Genomic DNA, 16,193 nt, shown 5'->3' on the forward strand with positions numbered 1-16,193 from the left:
ATACGCGTCAATGTATGGCTTAGGGCTTGCAGATGCCGGTCGTAGCGGCCCCGGAACGACGTAATTCTGACGCGGCGGCAATCACATTAACGTTTAAGGACTCCAGCGATACGCTTGGTCAGTCACCGGGAGATGTAACGTGTCAACTCTCAACGAAATCGCAGCGAACCACGCGAGAATGGCTAAGGCAAAGGAAGAAGAGTCGACCGGGCTGAGTGAGCGACACCTCCAAATAGTGGGCAGTTTCGAAATCCCGTCCATTGATGATCAAAAGCGCATTCCACTGCACCTGATCACTGGCGTACAGGACAACCACCATCGTCACAACGGGCAGGTAGCAACAACGTCATAACCACTGTCTGGAGCGGTGATCTGCACAGTCCAGCCTTGCGCAAAGGTCATCTCGTGATACTCGACGATGGCGCTGATTTCCGGGCAAAGCTTTTTGGCCTCCTCCGGAGAGCGGTCTACCGAGATGTTGACCGTGCGGTCCTCCGCCGAGAATTCGGAGGCCTGGGTCAAGGCGTCGTTGCCATCAAGGATTTTGCAGAGCAACGAGGCATTCTCGACAGACTCGTCTGTAGCGCTTGAGTAAGCGCATTGAGCGGTCACAAGCGTCAGTAAAAAGAGCATGCCCGTCGCGTATTTGTTTCTCACTTCCATGTTCCTTGGGTGGGGGGAGGAAATACTAATTCATGAGTCGGTCAATAGTTATCGGTTTTGAACGACAGCCCTCTTCCGAGGTACGCTCCGGGGTAAATGTCTGCCATACACATCATCAGCCTCACGAACTTTCACACAGTTTGCAAAGGTTATGCGAATGGGGCTAGATCGCCTCAAAACGTCAATACACCCATGTCTCGTCGCCAGGATCAATATATGCCGCTGAGTTTTCACAAGATGCACGCCAATGGCGATGACTTCGTTATTGTGGACTCACGAAACTCGGCCAATCCAATGACAAGTGCCATGGCTCGGCGACTGGGTGATCGGCACCGAGGGGTCGGATTCAATCAACTCGCGGTGGTGCTTGATTGCGATGATGCAGTTGCGCGCTTGATGTTCTGGAATGCAGATGGCTCCACGCTGGATGCTTGTGGCAGCGCAACGCGGGGTGTCGCGGATATGCTGATGCGCGAATCGAATACGACTTCGATAGCGCTGCGAACCAACCGTGGTCTGCTCACTTGCGAACGAACTTCAACCGGCGCAATTTCGGTCAACATGGGTGAGCCACTTTTCGGCTGGTCAGATATTCCTCTGGCTCAGGAACTGGATACTGCTGTTTTGCCACTGGCTGGTGGCCCGGCAGCTTGCAGCATGGGCAATCCTCACTGCACCTATTTTGTGGATGATCTGACAGCCATTGATCTAGCGACAATCGGGCCGACCATTGAAACCAACCCATTGTTTCCCATCAGGACGAACGTGCATTTCGTCCAGATCATTAACCGACAACACATTCGGTTGCGCATTTGGGAGCGTGGGGGTGGGATACCGTTTGGTTCAGGTTCTTGCTCTTGTGGCGCCGCTGTCAGCGGAATCCGTCGTGGCTTGTTAGACCATTCCGTTGAGGTTGAATGTGATGGCGGCACCGTAACGGTTCAATGGGATGGCGTGGGCCCGGTCTTTCTCATCGGGCCGGTAGAGACCATTTTTTCGGGAACAATTACCGATCAGCTATATCGTCCCACCCGCAGAGGCGAATCCGAATAGGTGCCCACCCTGACCAAGTGCTGGCCATTCAGCAATCCTTCTGAAAGACACCTGGCCGGGCAAGCGTTGCCGACTTTACCCAGAGCAGCGCCCAGTGTCCCGAACACAACGCTGAACAAAAATAACATTGGCGTGTAATCAAGGATTTCCGCAGCGTTTCGCCATCTACCAGGATGAACCCTCCCCTCGGGCGGCCCCAAACAGCGAGGCAGCCCTGAAGAAGCTCGTGACACGTTATCGCGCGCCATACAACTGCCGTCACACTTATGCGACAATGTGCAGAATGTCTGGCATGAATCCCGCCTTTTTTGCCCAACAGCTTGGACAAGCGTCCAGATGCTGCTCTCGACTTATGCGCGCCGGTTGAAGTCTAGCGGTGACTGGGGAGGGATGGAGAAACTCCAAAACGCCCCAGGTATGGCCCAAGCGCCAAAATGCGCAGCTCGCAACCCATTGATAGGTAAAGTAATTGATCTCCACAGCTAACATCACGATGCAGTTCGGCGCCAAGCCGCTATTCGAAAACGTTTCGGTCAAATTCGGCGCGGGCAACCGCTATGGCCTGATCGGCGCCAACGGTTGCGGCAAGTCGACCTTCATGAAAATCCTCGGCGGCGACCTCGAGCCGTCCGGCGGCCAGGTCATGCTTGAGCCGAACGTGCGTCTGGGTAAGTTGCGTCAAGACCAGTTCGCCTACGAAGAATTCACCGTGATCGACACCGTGATCATGGGTCATGAAGAGCTGTGGAAGGTCAAGGCTGAGCGCGACCGCATCTACTCGCTGCCGGAAATGACCGAAGAAGACGGCATGGCCGTGGCCGAGCTGGAAACCGAATTCGCCGAAATGGACGGCTACACCGCCGAATCCCGTGCCGGTGAGCTGTTGCTGGGCCTGGGTATCGGCATCGAGCAGCACTTCGGCCCGATGAGCGAAGTGTCGCCGGGCTGGAAACTGCGCGTGTTGCTGGCACAGGCGCTGTTCTCCGATCCTGAAGTGCTGTTGCTCGACGAACCGACCAACCACCTGGACATCAACACCATCCGCTGGCTGGAAAACGTGCTGACCCAGCGCTCCAGCCTGATGATCATCATCTCCCACGACCGTCACTTCCTGAACAGCGTGTGCACCCACATGGCTGACCTGGACTACGGCGAGCTGCGCCTGTTCCCGGGCAACTACGACGAGTACATGACCGTGGCGACCCAGTCCCGCGAGCAACTGCTGTCGGACAACGCCAAGAAGAAAGCGCAGATTTCGGAACTGCAATCGTTCGTCAGCCGCTTCTCGGCCAACGCCTCGAAAGCCAAGCAGGCCACTTCCCGCGCCAAGGCGATTGACAAGATCCAACTGGCCGAGGTCAAGCCTTCGAGCCGTGTGAGCCCGTTCATCCGTTTCGAACAAACCAAGAAGCTGCACCGTCAGGCCGTTATCGTTGAGCGCATGGCCAAAGGTTTCGACGGCAAGATACTGTTCAAGGACTTCAGCTTCCAGGTTGAAGCTGGCGAGCGCGTGGCGATCATCGGCCCGAACGGTATCGGTAAAACCACCCTGCTGCGCACCCTGGTCAACGAACTGACCCCGGATGCCGGCACCGTGAAGTGGACCGACGCTGCGGAGCTGGGCTACTACGCCCAGGACCACGCGCACGACTTCGAAGACGACTGCAACCTGTTCGACTGGATGGGCCAATGGACCCAGGGCGGCGAGCAACTGGTTCGCGGCACCCTCGGCCGCATGCTGTTCTCCAACGACGAGATCCTCAAGTCGGTCAAGGTCATCTCCGGTGGTGAGCAAGGCCGCATGCTGTTCGGCAAGCTGATCCTGCAAAAACCGAACGTGCTGGTGATGGACGAACCGACCAACCACTTGGACATGGAATCCATCGAAGCGCTGAACCTGGCGCTGGAGAACTACCCGGGCACGCTGATCTTCGTCAGCCACGACCGTGAATTCGTATCGTCCCTGGCCACCCGCATCATCGAGTTGAGCGCCGATGGCGTGATCGACTTCAGCGGCACCTATGACGACTACCTGCGTAGTCAGGGTGTGTTGATGTAAAGCGGCTTCTGGCTGCAAGTGAAAAGCCCTGTCCTGGTGACAGGGCTTTTTGCATTTCAGGGCCAAGGCATGCTTGGGTGCTGACACATTCGCGGGCAAGCCTCGTTCCAGGTTATGCGCAGACCTTGTAGGAGCGAGGCTTGCCCGCGACGAGGCCCTCGATACCGCTGCAAAACTCAAAGCCCCATATAGTTAGCCTGCTTCCTTTTAAGTAACGCCCGCGCCATGATGCAGTTCTCCTACCGCCGCCCGCGAACGAGCTCTCATGTCTGTGCAGCAACTGCCCCCGCAAAGCTCCATGGCGATCACCCTGCAGATCGTTTCCATCGTTTTCTATAGCTTCATTGCCTTCCTCTGCATCGGTCTGCCGATTGCCGTGTTGCCGGTGTATGTGCATGAACAGTTGGGGTTCAGCGCCATCGTCGCGGGGCTGGCTATTGGTTCGCAATACCTGGCCACCCTGCTCAGCCGCCCGATGGCCGGGCGTTTGTCGGACAGCGTCGGCACCAAACGGGCGATTGTTTACGGGTTGTCGGGGATTGTGTTGAGCGGCGTACTGACGCTGATATCGACCTTGCTGCAAAGTATCCCTTTGCCGAGTCTGATCATCCTGATCGCCGGCCGGTTGTTGCTGGGGATCGCCCAAGGTTTGATCGCAGTCGGCACCGTCAGCTGGTGCATGGGCCAGGTCGGTGCCGAACACGCAGCGCAGTCGATCTCTTGGAACGGGATTGCCTCGTATGGCGCCATCGCCATCGGCGCACCGCTGGGCGTGGTGATGGTGGCTGAACTGGGCTTCGCCAGCCTCGGGATCGCGCTATCGTTACTGGCCCTGCTGGCACTGCTGTTGATCCGCAACAAACCTTCTGCGCCAGTGATTCGCGGCGAGCGCCTGCCGTTCTGGGCGGTGTTTGGGCGCATCGCGCCCTTCGGCGCGAGCCTGAGCCTGGCGTCCATCGGGTACGGCACGCTCACCACTTTTATTACCCTGTATTACGCCAGCCTCGGCTGGACCGGTGCCGCGTATTGCCTGACGGTGTTCGGGGTATGTTTCATTCTGTCTCGACTGTTGTTCATTTCCAGCATCAGCCGTTTCGGCGGCTTCACCTCCGCCATTGCCTGCATGAGCATTGAAACCGTGGGGCTGGTCCTGTTGTGGCTGGCGCCCTCGACCGTTTACGCCTTGATCGGCGCAGGCCTGACCGGATTCGGCCTGTCGCTGGTCTATCCGGCGTTGGGAGTGGAAGCGATCAAGCAAGTACCCAACTCCAGTCGTGGGGCGGGTTTGAGTGCCTATGCGGTGTTTTTCGATCTGGCACTGGCGATTGCCGGGCCACTGATGGGCGCGCTGGCGTTGAACCTGGGGTATTCGTGGATTTTCTTTAGTGCAGCGTTGTTGTCCGTGACCGGACTCGGCTTGACCTTGATTATGAAGCACCGGGCGACTGTCTAAAGCCTGCCGTAAATCTCCAGTAGGAGTTTATTGATCCGCGGTTTGCATACCGGCCCGGCTTGGTTTGCCCAAGGCATGGGAGAAGAAACGTCCGGCTTCGGAGATCAGGTTGCGGTGAATGTCCTTGCGGTCGACGCCGTCGGCATCGGTGCACAGCGCCGGCATGGCGGCGATCTGTTCTTCGTTGCACGGCGCCAGGAACACGAAATGCCCTGCCCCGGCCAGTAATTTGAAGTCCGGTGCGGTCGGCAGTTTACGCGCCAGGGCTGCGGCGTTTTTGTCGAATGCCACCAGTTTGTCACCGTCGCCGCTGTACAGCAGCACCGGCACATGCACTTCGGCCAGGGTCTGGCGGCCGAATTTCAGACTCAGCGGCGCCATCAATAACAAGGCATGCACTCGCGGATCCGCCACGGGCTGCAGGTCATCGCGGTCGACGACCAATTCACCTTGCGTGTTGCAGGCATCGTGATCGTCCGGGCGCTCCTGGCAATAACGGCGCAGACGGTCCAGGTCCGGAGTGGCGCCGGACAGGATCAAGGCGGTCTCACCGCCCGCCGAATAGCCGATCACTCCGACCTGATCGGCATTGACGAAGGGCGCGAGCATACGGTCGCCCAAGGTCGCGGTAATGGCTTCGGAAATCTGGATTGGCCTGCCGTAAAGATTGCTCAAAGTGCCGAGACGGCTGTGGTCTTTGTAGTTGTCGCCGGGATGGAACACCGCCACCACCACAAACCCCTTGCGTGCCAGTGATGTGGCCAGGTCGTGCAGGGCCAGCGGGGTTCCGGTGTTGCCATGAGACAGCATCAGCATCGGGAAGCGTCCGATGGCGACTTTGGTGTCTTCACCGGCTTCGACCGTGTAACCCTCGACTTTGCTGGAATGTTCCCGCTCGCTGGACGGGTAAAAGGCGATGGCGCGCATTGGCTGCAAGTCCAGCGGATCGAGGAACGTCATTTCATGGAAACCGACGCTCCAGTGAGGATGCGGCGCAGGCGCGGCGTGCACTGAATTCAGGCTGCCGAACAGGCAAATCAGTAGCGTTGCACAAAGACGCACCATGGAATGCCCCACCTTATTACCTGACCGCAGATATTAACCCTCGACTGCATAACCTGGGCCAGAAACTGATCACCGCCAGAAACAAAAAACTCCGTACCTGGCCATCACGATGACCAGAATACAGAGTTTCAGGGGTATTGCCCGAGCTGTTTACGACTTTTACGCAAGCCTTACGCGGCAGCGAACAGTTGCTCGCTGATGTGCGCCTGAGCATCGGTCATGGCTTTGGTGCGCACTTCATCACCGTAGGCCAGGCCATGGGCACGGACGAACTCGATGTCGGTGATGCCAAGAAAGCCAAACATAACCTTCAGGTAGTCTTCATGAGCCGTACCGGTCGGTTGACCCGCATGCAAACCGCCAGACGTCGAAACGATCACCACTTTCTTGCCACCGCACAGGCCTTCAGGGCCGGCTTCGGTGTAGCGGAACGTCTGGCCGGCCACGGCGATGCGGTCGATCCAGGCCTTGAGTTGGGTCGGGATGGTGAAGTTGTACATCGGTGCGGCAATCACGACGGCATCGGCGGCGAGGAATTCGGCCAAGGCCTGCGCGCTCAAATCGGCTTCATGCTGTTGCGCGGCGTTGCGCAGTTCCGCGGCGGTGCCGGCGGCGACCAAGGTGGCGGCGGAAAAATGGCTGATGGCATCGGCGGCCAAGTCGCGATAAGTCACCACAACGCCAGGCTCGGCGGCCTGCCAGGCCTTGACGACTTCGCCACTCAACTGACGGGAAGCCGAGTTGTCACCCAGAATGCTCGAATCGATATGCAGTAATTTCATGTGGGATCTCCAAGGTGAGGATCGCCACCCGGCGATCTGATGGAAACAATCCTACTCACGAAACCAATAGCTGATTAGACGGCAATAATGTGATACTTCGTTCTACTGATAGAACAGTCGGATTTAAATCATGCAAGATCTCAACGATCTCTACTACTTCGCCAAGGTGGTCGACGCCGGCGGCTTCGCAGCGGCCGGGCGTTTGCTGGGGATTCCCAAGTCCCGGTTGTCGCGACGCATCGCCGAACTGGAAGAACGCCTGGGCGCGCGCCTGCTGCAACGCACCACCCGTCAACTCAACCTGACCGCCGTGGGCGAGCGCTACCTGCGGCACTGTCAGGCGATGCTGCTGGAAGCCGAGATGGCCGATGAAGCGGTGGCCAGCATGTCCAGCGAACCCCGGGGCCGACTGCGGGTTTCCTGCCCGGTGGGATTGGCCCACCAAATGCTGCCGGGGGTGATCAGTGACTTTCTGGAGAAATTCCCTCAGGTTCAGTTGGAGGTCATGCTGCTCAACCGTCGGGTAGATCTGGTGACCGAGGGCGTCGATGTCGCCTTGAGAGTGCGGGAACTGGGTGATGAAGACCCCCTGCTGGTCACCCGCCGCTTACGTCAGGCGCAGACAGTCATGGTCGCCAGCCCGGCGTTTCTTCGCGAGCGGCAGATCAAGACCCCGGATGACTTGAAAAACGTACCGATATTGGGCGCACTGGAAGCCGATCGGCTGGTGCATCTGCGGATGCTCGATCAGAACGGCAAGGCCTGTGAAATGACATTCGAAGCCCGATTGGGCATCGACGATTTTCTCGTGCGCAAGGCGTGTACCCTGTCCGGGCTGGGTTTCACCGTGCTGCCGATGATGTATTGCGAGCAGGAACTGGAAAACGGCTCGCTGGTGCAATTGCTGCCCGACTGGTCATTGCCGGGCGGCTGGCTGCAAGCGGTCTACCCCCATCGACGCGGGGTGATGCCAGCGGTGCGCGCCTGGATAGACCATTTGATCGAATCATTCAATGCCTGTGGGGACCGACTGTTATGAAGGCAAGACCAATGAGCGAAGAGGATGTCGCGCAATTCTGCCTGGCGTTGCCCGGCGCGCGGGAGGACTACAAGTGGGGTGGCGTGCGGGTGTTTTCGATTGCCGGGAACAAGATGTTCGCCTTGCAGAACCTGCGGGGCCAGTCCCTGGCCTTCAAAGTCGACAAGGACCTGTTCCTGGGCCACTGCGACCGACCGGGCATTCACCCGGCGCCGTACCTGGCCCGGGCGCAGTGGATCATCATGGAAACGCCCTACCCACTGGGCACCGAAGAGCTGCAAGGCTTGCTGCTACGTTCCCACCAACTGGTGGTGAGCAAGCTGCCCAAGCGCACGCAGGTCGGTTTGCTGCTTTAGGCCTTAAAACAGCGCAAACAGATGGGCGCCCAGAAACAGCTGATCGATCCAGAACACCTGATGCATCAGCACGATGAGCCAGAACACCAGTTGAAACGAAACCTTGCGGGTCTTGTGCCGAAACACTTGCTGGGCCAGCAAGGCACCCGGCCAACCGCCCGCCAGTTCCACCGCGTGCAAGACGTTCTCCGGCGTGCGCCAGCTGTCGGCGCGGGCCTTGTGCTTGTCGCCCCAGTACAGGAAAAACGCCAGCACGCTGACGATGCCGTAGGCCGCCAGGGGAATCACCGACACCCCGCGCAGCCACAGCGACACCGAGCCAAACAACGGCACTGCGCACAGCACAGCGAACACCAGCAATTTCAACCGCAGGTTCTGAATCGCCCCCCCGGACTTGCGTCCGGGGTTGTCGCGTGCGGTGGAGTCGCTCATGGCTTGGCCGCGGTCCAGTCGACCCAGCCGAATTGCCAGGTGGCCAGAATCAACAGACCGAAAGCAATGCGATACCAGGCGAACGCCGCATAGCTGTGGCTGGCGATGAACTTGAGCAAGGCGCGGACCGCAATCATCGCAAAGATGAACGCGGTGACAAAACCAATGGCGAACACCGGAAAATCAGCCGGCACAAACAGATGGCGGTATTTGTAGCCGGAGTACACCGCCGCGCCGACCATGGTTGGCATGGCGAGGAAGAACGAGAACTCGGTGGCCGTCTTGCGCGACAAGCCGAACAGCAAACCGCCAATGATCGTCGAGCCGGAACGCGAAGTCCCGGGGATCATCGCCAGGCATTGGGCGAAGCCGACTTTCAAGGCGTCTTTCCAGGTGATGTCGTCGACGCTTTCAGCATGCACGACATGTTGACGGCGTTCGGCCCACAACATAATGATCCCGCCCACGACCAACGCGGTGGCCACGGTTATCGGGTTGAACAGGTACTTGTGAATCAAATCGGCGAAAATCACCCCCAGCACCACGGCTGGCAAGAAAGCAATCAACAGGTTCGCGGTAAAGCGTCGAGCGCTGGGCTGCGTCGGCAAACCAATGACCACGTCGAGGATTTTGCGGCGAAACTCCCAGACCACCGCCAGGATCGCCCCGAGCTGAATGATGATATTGAAGGCCATGGCCCGCTCGCCGCCGAAATCGAGCAAGTCCGCCACAATGATCTGGTGCCCGGTACTGGAAATGGGCAAGAACTCCGTCAGCCCTTCTACAACGCCTAAAATCAATGCCTGAAAGGCCGTCCAAAGATCCATCAATCCCCCAAGAAGCCATGCCCCAGGCATGCCCCGATAATATTTTTAAGCGTTCACTGTGATCAGCGTAGCTGACATTCCGCGCGCACAAAGATCCCCACAAAACGGTAAAAATTCTGTGAAAAACAAACCGGGACTCAGCTTTTTTCGCGCGGGGCCGAAATCCTATCAGACATGCCCTGTTTTCGCTGCCGCGTAATAGGACCTCAGTCGGATAGGCCCGATCGGCAAAGTGTGGTTGGATGCTGGCGATCATTTATTACAAGAACAAGAAACCGGAGTAACAGCGTTATGAACAGCTTGCGCAGTGTATCGATCAGCCGACGCTTGTGGCTCATCTTGATCGTGGCCGTGGTGATGTTACTGACGTTGGGCGTGTTGATGCTCAAGCAGATTCACGACGACCTTTATCATGCCAAGGTCCAAAAGACCCAGCATGTGGTGCAGACCGCCAGTGGCATCCTGACTTATTACCAAGGACTGGAAACCGCCGGCACCCTCACCCGCGCCGTCGCGCAACAGCAGGCACTGACCGCCGTGCGTGGTTTGCGCTACGACCAGAATGACTACTTCTGGATCAACGATCTGACGCCGGTCATGGTCATGCACCCGACCAATCCGAAACTCGAAGGTCAGAATCTCTCGACGATCCGCGATCCGGACGGTTTCGCGTTGTTCAACGAGATGGTTGCCATCGCCAAGGCCAAGGGCGCCGGCATGGTCGACTACCGCTGGCCGAAACCGGGCGCCAGCGCGCCGGTGGAAAAAACCTCCTACGTCAAACTGTTCGAGCCCTGGGGTTGGGTGATCGGCTCGGGCGTGTACATCGACGACATGCAGGCCGAGTTTTATACGCAGGTCTGGAAGGCGTCTTTCGTGGGCCTGGTGATTGCCCTGATCATGGCGCTGCTGGTGATCATGATTGCCCGTAGCATCGTGCGCCCATTGCAGGAAACCGTGGACGCCATGGCCAATATCGCCAGTGGTGAAAGCGACCTGACCCGCAGCCTCGATACCCACGGCCAGGACGAAGTCACGCAACTGGCCCGGCACTTCAACGCCTTCACCGCCAAACTGCGCCGGGTGATCGGTCAGTTGCAGGCGTCTGCCAGCGCGTTGGGACAGTCTTCCAGCGACTTGGGCAACGATGCCGCGCAAGCCCAGCAACGCAGCCAGCAACAATCCCAGCAAATGGAGCTGGTGGCGACCGCGATCAATGAAGTGACCTACGGTGTGCAGGACGTGGCGAAAAACGCCGAGCACGCGGCCAGCGAAATGCGCGATGCCGAATCTCAGGCGCAGCAGGGGCAGATCAATATCGATGGCAGCCTGCAGCAGATCGACAAGCTGTCTTCGACCATCGATCAAGCGGTCGAAGTGATTCGTACACTGGCCGACGAAAGCACACAAATCGGCAGTGTCCTGGAGGTGATCCGCTCCATCGCCGAGCAAACCAACCTGCTGGCCCTCAACGCAGCCATCGAAGCCGCCCGGGCCGGTGAGCAAGGTCGAGGGTTTGCGGTGGTCGCCGATGAAGTACGCCTGCTGGCCCAGCGCACCCAGAAGTCGACGGCAGAAATCCAGTCGATGATCGAACGCCTGCAAAGCCATTCCGGAGCGGCGGTCAAGGTGATTGGCGACAGCAGCCGTGCCTCGCAAATCACCATCGAACAGGCCGGTCTGGCCGGTGCCAGCCTGAATGCCATCGGCCAGGCCTTGCGCAACCTCAACGGGTTGAACGCCTCAATTGCCAGCGCAACGTTGCAGCAGGCCCATGTGGTGGAAGACATCAATCAGAACGTCACCCAGGCCGCCGGGTTGTCCCACAGCACGGCACTGGCGGCCGAGCAGTCGAGCGTGGCCAGCGTTCACCTCAAGGAATTGAGCGAACAGCTGAACGGATTGCTCAAGCAGTTTCGGGTGTAACTCCGTCCCTGCACCCACAGGGATAGCGTTTGACCTGACTGCCATTGGCAAACCCCATTCCCCACAACAAGCCCATTGCCCCACAATCCGGGTACAATTCGCCCCCCTCATTTTCTACGAACCAAGGAACCTCCATGTCCGGGCTTGAACTGTTTGCCGCCGCCCTCGGTGTGATTGCCGTCTGGTTGACGGTCAAACAGAATCCCTGGTGCTGGCCGATCGGTCTGGTCATGGTGCTGCTGTATAGCTGGATCTTTTTTGAGGTGAAGCTGTATTCGGACATGCTGCTGCAAGTGATCTACGCCGCGTTGCAGCTCTACGGCTGGTGGCAGTGGACTCGCGCCGGCGAGACGCATGACGGGCGGCAGGTCAACCTGCTCGATGGCAGATCCATCGCGCTCGGTCTGGCCGTGGGCGCGTTCGGCAGCCTGTTGCTGGGGGCCGCGATGGCTCACTGGACCGACGCCGCCCAGCCCTGGCTCGATGCCGCGTTAACCGGCTTCAGCCTGGTCGCGCAGTTATGGATGGCGCAAAAGCGCCTGCAATGCTGGCCGCTGTGGATCGCGCTGGACGTGATCTTCGTCGGCCTGTTCATCTACAAGGAGCTGTACCTGACCGCAGGCCTCTATGGGGTTTTCGCCCTGCTGGCGGTGCAAGGCTGGCGGACGTGGCGTGCCGACCCGGCGTTGCGCACATGAAAGTGCTGGTGCTCACGGGGCCCGAATCAAGCGGCAAGAGTTGGCTCGCCGCCGAACTTCAACGGCAATTCGGCGGTGTTCTGGTGGGCGAATACGTGCGCTGGTTCATTGAACAGCAGGCACGGGACACTTGCCTGGCCGATATCCCCGAGATCGCCCGCGGTCAACTGCAATGGGAAGATGACGCCCGCGCCCTTGCGCCACAGTTGTTGATTCTCGACACGCACTTGTTGAGCAACATGTTGTGGAGCCAAGCCCTGTTCAGCGACTGCCCGGCCTGGCTCGAACAGGCGCTGCTGGCCCGGCATTACGACTTGCACTTGCTGTTGTCGCCTGAACTTGTCGACTGGACCGACGATGGCCAGCGGTGTCAGCCAGAACTGAATCAACGCCGGGCTTTTTTCAACGCGACTCGGGCGTGGCTGGAGCAACATCAGCTACCTGTTCAAGTGATCCAGGGCGACTGGGCGGAACGCCGTGCCCAGGCGTTGCAAACCGTCACCCTGCTGCTTGGATGCTGACCTTCCTTCTCTCCAATTAAGGTGCAGAACCTGTGGGAGCGGGCTTGCCCGCGATAGCGGTACATCAGGCAAAGTCAATGTTGACTGTGCCGCCGTCTTCGCGGGCAAGCCCGCTCCCACAGGTATTGCGTTGAGCTGCAGGTACTTGCCAACACCCAGCATTTGTTGCGGTATTTTTTCAAATGCGTCCGTTTGTGAAACATACCTTCGCGCTTGAACAGCCCGTTTCAACGCCATTCGTCGTTCTGTCATCGCATGTGTTAAAGCGCTGATACATCACAGTGCAAAGCATGGATCCAGAGCTTCATGCCGCTTTTTCCCCGTTACAGCCCCAGGTTTTGTCTCAGGCCTGAAACAGCTCAATCAAGGATCCGTTTACTTTTATCGATAACCCCTTGAATTAAAACAACAATCAAAAATCGGCACGGCTTTCGCTCTCTCCTTCATAACGCTGATTAGGGCCAGCGCACAACAGAAGGAACACCGTCGTGGGGACTTTTCGTAAAGGCTTTACGTGCTTGATGCTGCTCGGATGTGCCACCGTCTCGCTACTCAGCCTTGACGTTCAGGCTGAAGGCAATGGCGTCATCGTGCTCACTCGTGATGTACAACCCCATACCGTCGGCAGGCCCCCCTTCCAGAAGGACCCCTACCCGACCACGGTCAACGCCAACCCTTCGGATCGTGTCAACACGACACTCAGCAACACCGAGTTGAGCGATGGTGAGTTCGCCAGCGTGGCCAGCGGTTCGTCCATCAGCAACAGCATCAACCAGAACGGCAACATACCCGGCAGCCTCAATGTCGTGACCAACCCCAATGGCATGCCCGGCATGAGCGCCGGTCACGGCGGCGGCAGCGGTGGTGCGATTTCGGGAACGATCAACCATGCCATGACTTCCGGCCTCGCGCCCTTGAGCAGACTGGCGGGAGGTCAATGACATGAGCCGCTCCCTGATCCTGCTCGCCCTGTTAGCCAGTGTCAGTACAAGCGCCATGGCCGACTCCAGCGTTCCGGTGGTCAACACCGCCAACATCCTGGATTCCGGCGCCCGGTACAACGGCAACTTCAACGTCAACCAGGCATCCGGCGATCAACAGCAACAGGCCAACACCCGTGCCATCGCCATTGGCACCGATGCCTCTGCGACCACCCGCGTCATCCAGAAACTCGACACGCCCGCCAACTCGTCGATGAACGCGACGGCCACCATCGGCGGTACCTCTTTCAGTCAAGGCAACGGTGCACTGGGTGTCAACCAGGGCGCCGGGGCCAATAACCAGATGGCCAACGCAATGCGCATCAGCATCAGTGCTGCGCCGCAAAGCGTCGACGATAGCGCCCTTTCTCAACAGAACGTGGCGTTGCTACCAAGCTCAGGGGCAACTGACGCTTCAAAAGGCAGTCGCCAGGTCGTGACAAGCGACCAGGCCTTCACCGGCAGCCGAGGAGTGATTCAGGTGAACCAGAGTGCCGGGGTGGGGAACCGAATGGCTAACACCCTGAGCATACGGGTCGCTGACTGACCCGAACGCAGTGCGATTAGAAAGTAACCAACACTTAACCAACTAATAAGCACGGAGAATCACCATGAAACCCACAATGGCTCTCAAACCTCTCGTCTTCGCCCTGGCAGCCGTCATGGCGATGGCAGCGCAAGCCGGTAACAATGATCGCGGCCACGGTCACCACCATCACGGCCCAACAGGTCCTACCTGGGAACAGCAACTGTCAATCGACTCCGCCGCCAGCGCCTATGTAGGGGATACACAGGACAGCAGCGGCAACTCGGTACTCAACCAAGGCACCAACAACACCGCCGACGCGAATAACTCACTCAACGGCTCCAACGGCAACATGGGCGCCAACGTCGCGGGTGGCGATGGCAACCAGCAAGACAACGCCGCCGCGCTGGCGACCGCCGATGAAAGTTTCATCTTCGGTTCCGCCGAGGCAACCTCCACCGCGTATCAATACAACACCAATAACTACGTCAAAAACCGCTCTACTCAAAATAACGCCACGCTCAACAATGCTGGCAACAACGGCTCCGGCAACATTGGCATCAACGTGACTGCCGGCAACTTCAACCAACAGAAAAACAACCTGGCGATTGCCGTGTCTGGCGGACGGGTAGCAACAGCCTCGGCTGACGCTTACCAATCCACCACCGGTCTGAATGTCGACAACAAAGCCGACCGGACCCACGTCACCACCACCCTCACCGACATCACGACCTCCTCGGGCTCCTTCAAGGCCAAAGGCACCGGAACGATCGACGACAGTGGCTGGGGTCACAGAGGCGATGACAAGTTCAAATTCAGCGCTGTGGGCACCTTCGATCTGGCTGGCGTCACCACCCATCAAGTGCTGACTCCAGACGGCTGGAAAAACCCGGTTGTAAACAACGCCACCATGTCCAACTCGATGAATGGCTTCTCCGGCAACGGCGGCGCCAACGTATCGGCGGGTGCGGGCAACCAACAAAGCAATTCGCTGTCCATCGCTGCTGGCTGCAGAGCCTGCATGTAATCGCGATCGAAATGAAAGCCCCGGCAACGGGGCTTTCTTTCCACGGCTCCTCAAAGGCGTATCGATCATGCGTACGACAGCCTTTTTTGCACTGCTGTGCCTGTGTGGCCTGACTCAGGCAGCACAGATGCCAGTCGCCGCCTTGCCTGGCGGCATGCTGATTTACAAGCAGGTGCAAAGCGTGCGTGAGCGCAAGTTCAGCGACATCGTCGAACAAAAAACCGACTTCAGCTGCGGCGCTGCCGCACTGGCCACGGTGCTACGCCAGGCTTACTGGCTCGATGTCGATGAGGAACACATCATCAAAGGCATGCTGATCAACGCTGATCAGAACCTTGTCCGTACGCAAGGTTTCTCCATGCTGGACATGAAGCGCTACGTCGAAGCAATCGGCATGCGTGCGCGTGGCTACCGGATACCGTCCGAGAAACTCGAAGCGGTGACCATTCCGGTGGTGGTGCTGATGGAAATTCGTGGCTACAAGCATTTCGTGGTGATGCAGCGGGCGGACAAGAACTGGGTCTATATCGGCGACCCGGTGCTAGGGCACAAACGCTATTCCCATGATGACTTTGTAAAAGGCTGGAACGGCATTGTCTTCGCAATCGTGGGTCCCGGTTACGACAAAACCAACGCATTGCGCAGTCCACCGGAACCACTGACGGCCAAGAACAAGATGGATACGTTCAACCCGGTCAAAGATGCCGAATTGATGGACTTTGGCTTCATACAGAGCGACTTCTTCTAATCGCCCACTGATGATAGAGGGGGCCGGATGCCCCGGGA

General features: G+C 58.5%; 18 protein-coding genes and 1 pseudogene. 14 read left to right on the top strand and 5 right to left on the bottom strand.

Annotated features, from left to right (window positions below; genetic code table 11):
• Positions 1–139: 139 nt before the first annotated feature.
• Positions 140–352: a hypothetical protein gene (locus tag J3D54_RS30430; protein WP_253423664.1), complete on the top strand. Its 213-nt coding sequence runs from the start codon at positions 140–142 to the stop codon at positions 350–352.
• On the opposite strand, the gene J3D54_RS24285 is transcribed toward J3D54_RS30430, so the two are convergent.
• Complete coding sequence (locus J3D54_RS24285) at positions 322–663, bottom strand: hypothetical protein (RefSeq protein ID WP_253423667.1); 342 nt, start codon at positions 661–663, stop codon at positions 322–324. The two genes, J3D54_RS30430 and J3D54_RS24285, sit on opposite strands and share 31 nt — an antisense overlap.
• Before the next feature lie 216 nt (positions 664–879).
• On the opposite strand from J3D54_RS24285, the gene dapF reads away from it, so the two are divergent.
• The 4 genes and pseudogenes from dapF to J3D54_RS24305 all read left to right on the top strand — a co-directional run bounded on the left by dapF (position 880) and on the right by J3D54_RS24305 (position 5,228).
• Entirely contained in the window at positions 880–1,716 is an 837-nt protein-coding gene (gene dapF, locus J3D54_RS24290) for a diaminopimelate epimerase (protein ID WP_253426743.1), read from the top strand.
• A gap of 214 nt (positions 1,717–1,930) precedes the next feature.
• A pseudogene (locus tag J3D54_RS24295) lies at positions 1,931–2,202 on the top strand (hypothetical protein); the annotation flags it as partial.
• Positions 2,186–3,775: an ABC-F family ATPase gene (locus J3D54_RS24300; RefSeq protein WP_253423668.1), complete on the top strand. Its 1,590-nt coding sequence runs from the start codon at positions 2,186–2,188 to the stop codon at positions 3,773–3,775. The pseudogene J3D54_RS24295 and the gene J3D54_RS24300, both read left to right, overlap by 17 nt.
• Positions 3,776–4,040: 265 nt before the next feature.
• A complete protein-coding gene (locus J3D54_RS24305; protein ID WP_253423671.1) occupies positions 4,041–5,228 on the top strand; it encodes an MFS transporter in 1,188 nt (395 codons plus the stop codon).
• A gap of 27 nt (positions 5,229–5,255) precedes the next feature.
• On the opposite strand, the gene J3D54_RS24310 is transcribed toward J3D54_RS24305, so the two are convergent.
• Together J3D54_RS24310 and J3D54_RS24315 are read right to left on the bottom strand one after the other, a co-directional pair.
• Positions 5,256–6,293, bottom strand: coding sequence for a dienelactone hydrolase (locus J3D54_RS24310; RefSeq protein WP_253423674.1), 1,038 nt, complete (start codon positions 6,291–6,293; stop codon positions 5,256–5,258).
• A gap of 170 nt (positions 6,294–6,463) precedes the next feature.
• The gene (locus J3D54_RS24315) at positions 6,464–7,075 is read right to left on the bottom strand and encodes an FMN-dependent NADH-azoreductase (RefSeq protein ID WP_253423677.1); all 612 of its coding nucleotides are present in this window, start codon (positions 7,073–7,075) and stop codon (positions 6,464–6,466) included.
• A gap of 130 nt (positions 7,076–7,205) precedes the next feature.
• Here J3D54_RS24315 and J3D54_RS24320 point away from each other — a divergent pair, with 130 nt between their 5' ends.
• Together J3D54_RS24320 and J3D54_RS24325 are read left to right on the top strand one after the other, a co-directional pair.
• On the top strand, positions 7,206–8,114 hold the full coding sequence (locus J3D54_RS24320; protein ID WP_253423680.1) for a LysR substrate-binding domain-containing protein: 909 nt from the start codon (positions 7,206–7,208) through the stop codon (positions 8,112–8,114).
• Positions 8,111–8,470, top strand: coding sequence for an MmcQ/YjbR family DNA-binding protein (locus J3D54_RS24325; protein WP_253423683.1), 360 nt, complete (start codon positions 8,111–8,113; stop codon positions 8,468–8,470). The genes J3D54_RS24320 and J3D54_RS24325 overlap by 4 nt, the downstream gene beginning before the upstream one ends.
• Before the next feature lie 3 nt (positions 8,471–8,473).
• Here the strand turns inward: J3D54_RS24325 and J3D54_RS24330 are convergent, their stop codons facing one another.
• Positions 8,474–8,902, bottom strand: coding sequence for a DUF1294 domain-containing protein (locus J3D54_RS24330; protein WP_253423686.1), 429 nt, complete (start codon positions 8,900–8,902; stop codon positions 8,474–8,476).
• Positions 8,899–9,729, bottom strand: a complete 831-nt coding sequence (locus J3D54_RS24335) for an undecaprenyl-diphosphate phosphatase (RefSeq protein ID WP_253423689.1) — start codon at positions 9,727–9,729, stop codon at positions 8,899–8,901. Before J3D54_RS24335 ends, J3D54_RS24330 begins: the two co-directional genes overlap by 4 nt.
• Before the next feature lie 291 nt (positions 9,730–10,020).
• Between J3D54_RS24335 and J3D54_RS24340 the strand changes: the two genes are divergently transcribed.
• The 7 genes from J3D54_RS24340 to J3D54_RS24370 all read left to right on the top strand — a co-directional run bounded on the left by J3D54_RS24340 (position 10,021) and on the right by J3D54_RS24370 (position 16,155).
• Positions 10,021–11,655, top strand: coding sequence for a methyl-accepting chemotaxis protein (locus J3D54_RS24340; RefSeq protein ID WP_253423692.1), 1,635 nt, complete (start codon positions 10,021–10,023; stop codon positions 11,653–11,655).
• Between the two features lie 134 nt (positions 11,656–11,789).
• The gene (pnuC, locus tag J3D54_RS24345; RefSeq protein ID WP_253423695.1) at positions 11,790–12,353 is read left to right on the top strand and encodes a nicotinamide riboside transporter PnuC; all 564 of its coding nucleotides are present in this window, start codon (positions 11,790–11,792) and stop codon (positions 12,351–12,353) included.
• Positions 12,350–12,874, top strand: coding sequence for an AAA family ATPase (locus tag J3D54_RS24350; protein ID WP_253423698.1), 525 nt, complete (start codon positions 12,350–12,352; stop codon positions 12,872–12,874). The genes pnuC and J3D54_RS24350 overlap by 4 nt, the downstream gene beginning before the upstream one ends.
• A 488-nt stretch (positions 12,875–13,362) precedes the next feature.
• Positions 13,363–13,815 (top strand): hypothetical protein, encoded by a 453-nt coding sequence (locus J3D54_RS24355; RefSeq protein WP_253423701.1) that lies wholly within the window; start codon positions 13,363–13,365, stop codon positions 13,813–13,815.
• 1 nt (position 13,816) lies between these two features.
• Entirely contained in the window at positions 13,817–14,401 is a 585-nt protein-coding gene (locus tag J3D54_RS24360) for an adhesin (RefSeq protein WP_253423704.1), read from the top strand.
• Between the two features lie 64 nt (positions 14,402–14,465).
• Positions 14,466–15,407 (top strand): heme utilization protein, encoded by a 942-nt coding sequence (locus J3D54_RS24365; protein ID WP_253423707.1) that lies wholly within the window; start codon positions 14,466–14,468, stop codon positions 15,405–15,407.
• 67 nt (positions 15,408–15,474) lie between these two features.
• A complete protein-coding gene (locus tag J3D54_RS24370; RefSeq protein WP_253423710.1) occupies positions 15,475–16,155 on the top strand; it encodes a C39 family peptidase in 681 nt (226 codons plus the stop codon).
• Positions 16,156–16,193: the final 38 nt, after the last annotated feature.

It is taken from the genome of Pseudomonas sp. GGS8 (assembly GCF_024168645.1).
Taxonomy (GTDB): Bacteria; Pseudomonadota; Gammaproteobacteria; order Pseudomonadales; family Pseudomonadaceae; genus Aquipseudomonas.

What these genes read in the sequence shown, in the direction of transcription:
- J3D54_RS24315 (WP_253423677.1), bottom strand. Translation starts at nt 7,075, where the DNA reads ATGAAATTACTGCATATCGATTCGAGCATTCTGGGTGACAACTCGGCT.
- J3D54_RS24350 (WP_253423698.1), top strand. Translation starts at nt 12,350, where the DNA reads ATGAAAGTGCTGGTGCTCACGGGGCCCGAATCAAGCGGCAAGAGTTGG.
- J3D54_RS24320 (WP_253423680.1), top strand. Translation starts at nt 7,206, where the DNA reads ATGCAAGATCTCAACGATCTCTACTACTTCGCCAAGGTGGTCGACGCC.
- J3D54_RS24335 (WP_253423689.1), bottom strand. Translation starts at nt 9,729, where the DNA reads ATGGATCTTTGGACGGCCTTTCAGGCATTGATTTTAGGCGTTGTAGAA.
- J3D54_RS24370 (WP_253423710.1), top strand. Translation starts at nt 15,475, where the DNA reads ATGCGTACGACAGCCTTTTTTGCACTGCTGTGCCTGTGTGGCCTGACT.
- J3D54_RS24325 (WP_253423683.1), top strand. Translation starts at nt 8,111, where the DNA reads ATGAAGGCAAGACCAATGAGCGAAGAGGATGTCGCGCAATTCTGCCTG.
- J3D54_RS24365 (WP_253423707.1), top strand. Translation starts at nt 14,466, where the DNA reads ATGAAACCCACAATGGCTCTCAAACCTCTCGTCTTCGCCCTGGCAGCC.
- J3D54_RS24330 (WP_253423686.1), bottom strand. Translation starts at nt 8,902, where the DNA reads ATGAGCGACTCCACCGCACGCGACAACCCCGGACGCAAGTCCGGGGGG.
- J3D54_RS24360 (WP_253423704.1), top strand. Translation starts at nt 13,817, where the DNA reads ATGAGCCGCTCCCTGATCCTGCTCGCCCTGTTAGCCAGTGTCAGTACA.
- dapF (WP_253426743.1), top strand. Translation starts at nt 880, where the DNA reads ATGCCGCTGAGTTTTCACAAGATGCACGCCAATGGCGATGACTTCGTT.
- J3D54_RS24340 (WP_253423692.1), top strand. Translation starts at nt 10,021, where the DNA reads ATGAACAGCTTGCGCAGTGTATCGATCAGCCGACGCTTGTGGCTCATC.
- pnuC (WP_253423695.1), top strand. Translation starts at nt 11,790, where the DNA reads ATGTCCGGGCTTGAACTGTTTGCCGCCGCCCTCGGTGTGATTGCCGTC.
- J3D54_RS24305 (WP_253423671.1), top strand. Translation starts at nt 4,041, where the DNA reads ATGTCTGTGCAGCAACTGCCCCCGCAAAGCTCCATGGCGATCACCCTG.
- J3D54_RS24285 (WP_253423667.1), bottom strand. Translation starts at nt 663, where the DNA reads ATGGAAGTGAGAAACAAATACGCGACGGGCATGCTCTTTTTACTGACG.
- J3D54_RS24310 (WP_253423674.1), bottom strand. Translation starts at nt 6,293, where the DNA reads ATGGTGCGTCTTTGTGCAACGCTACTGATTTGCCTGTTCGGCAGCCTG.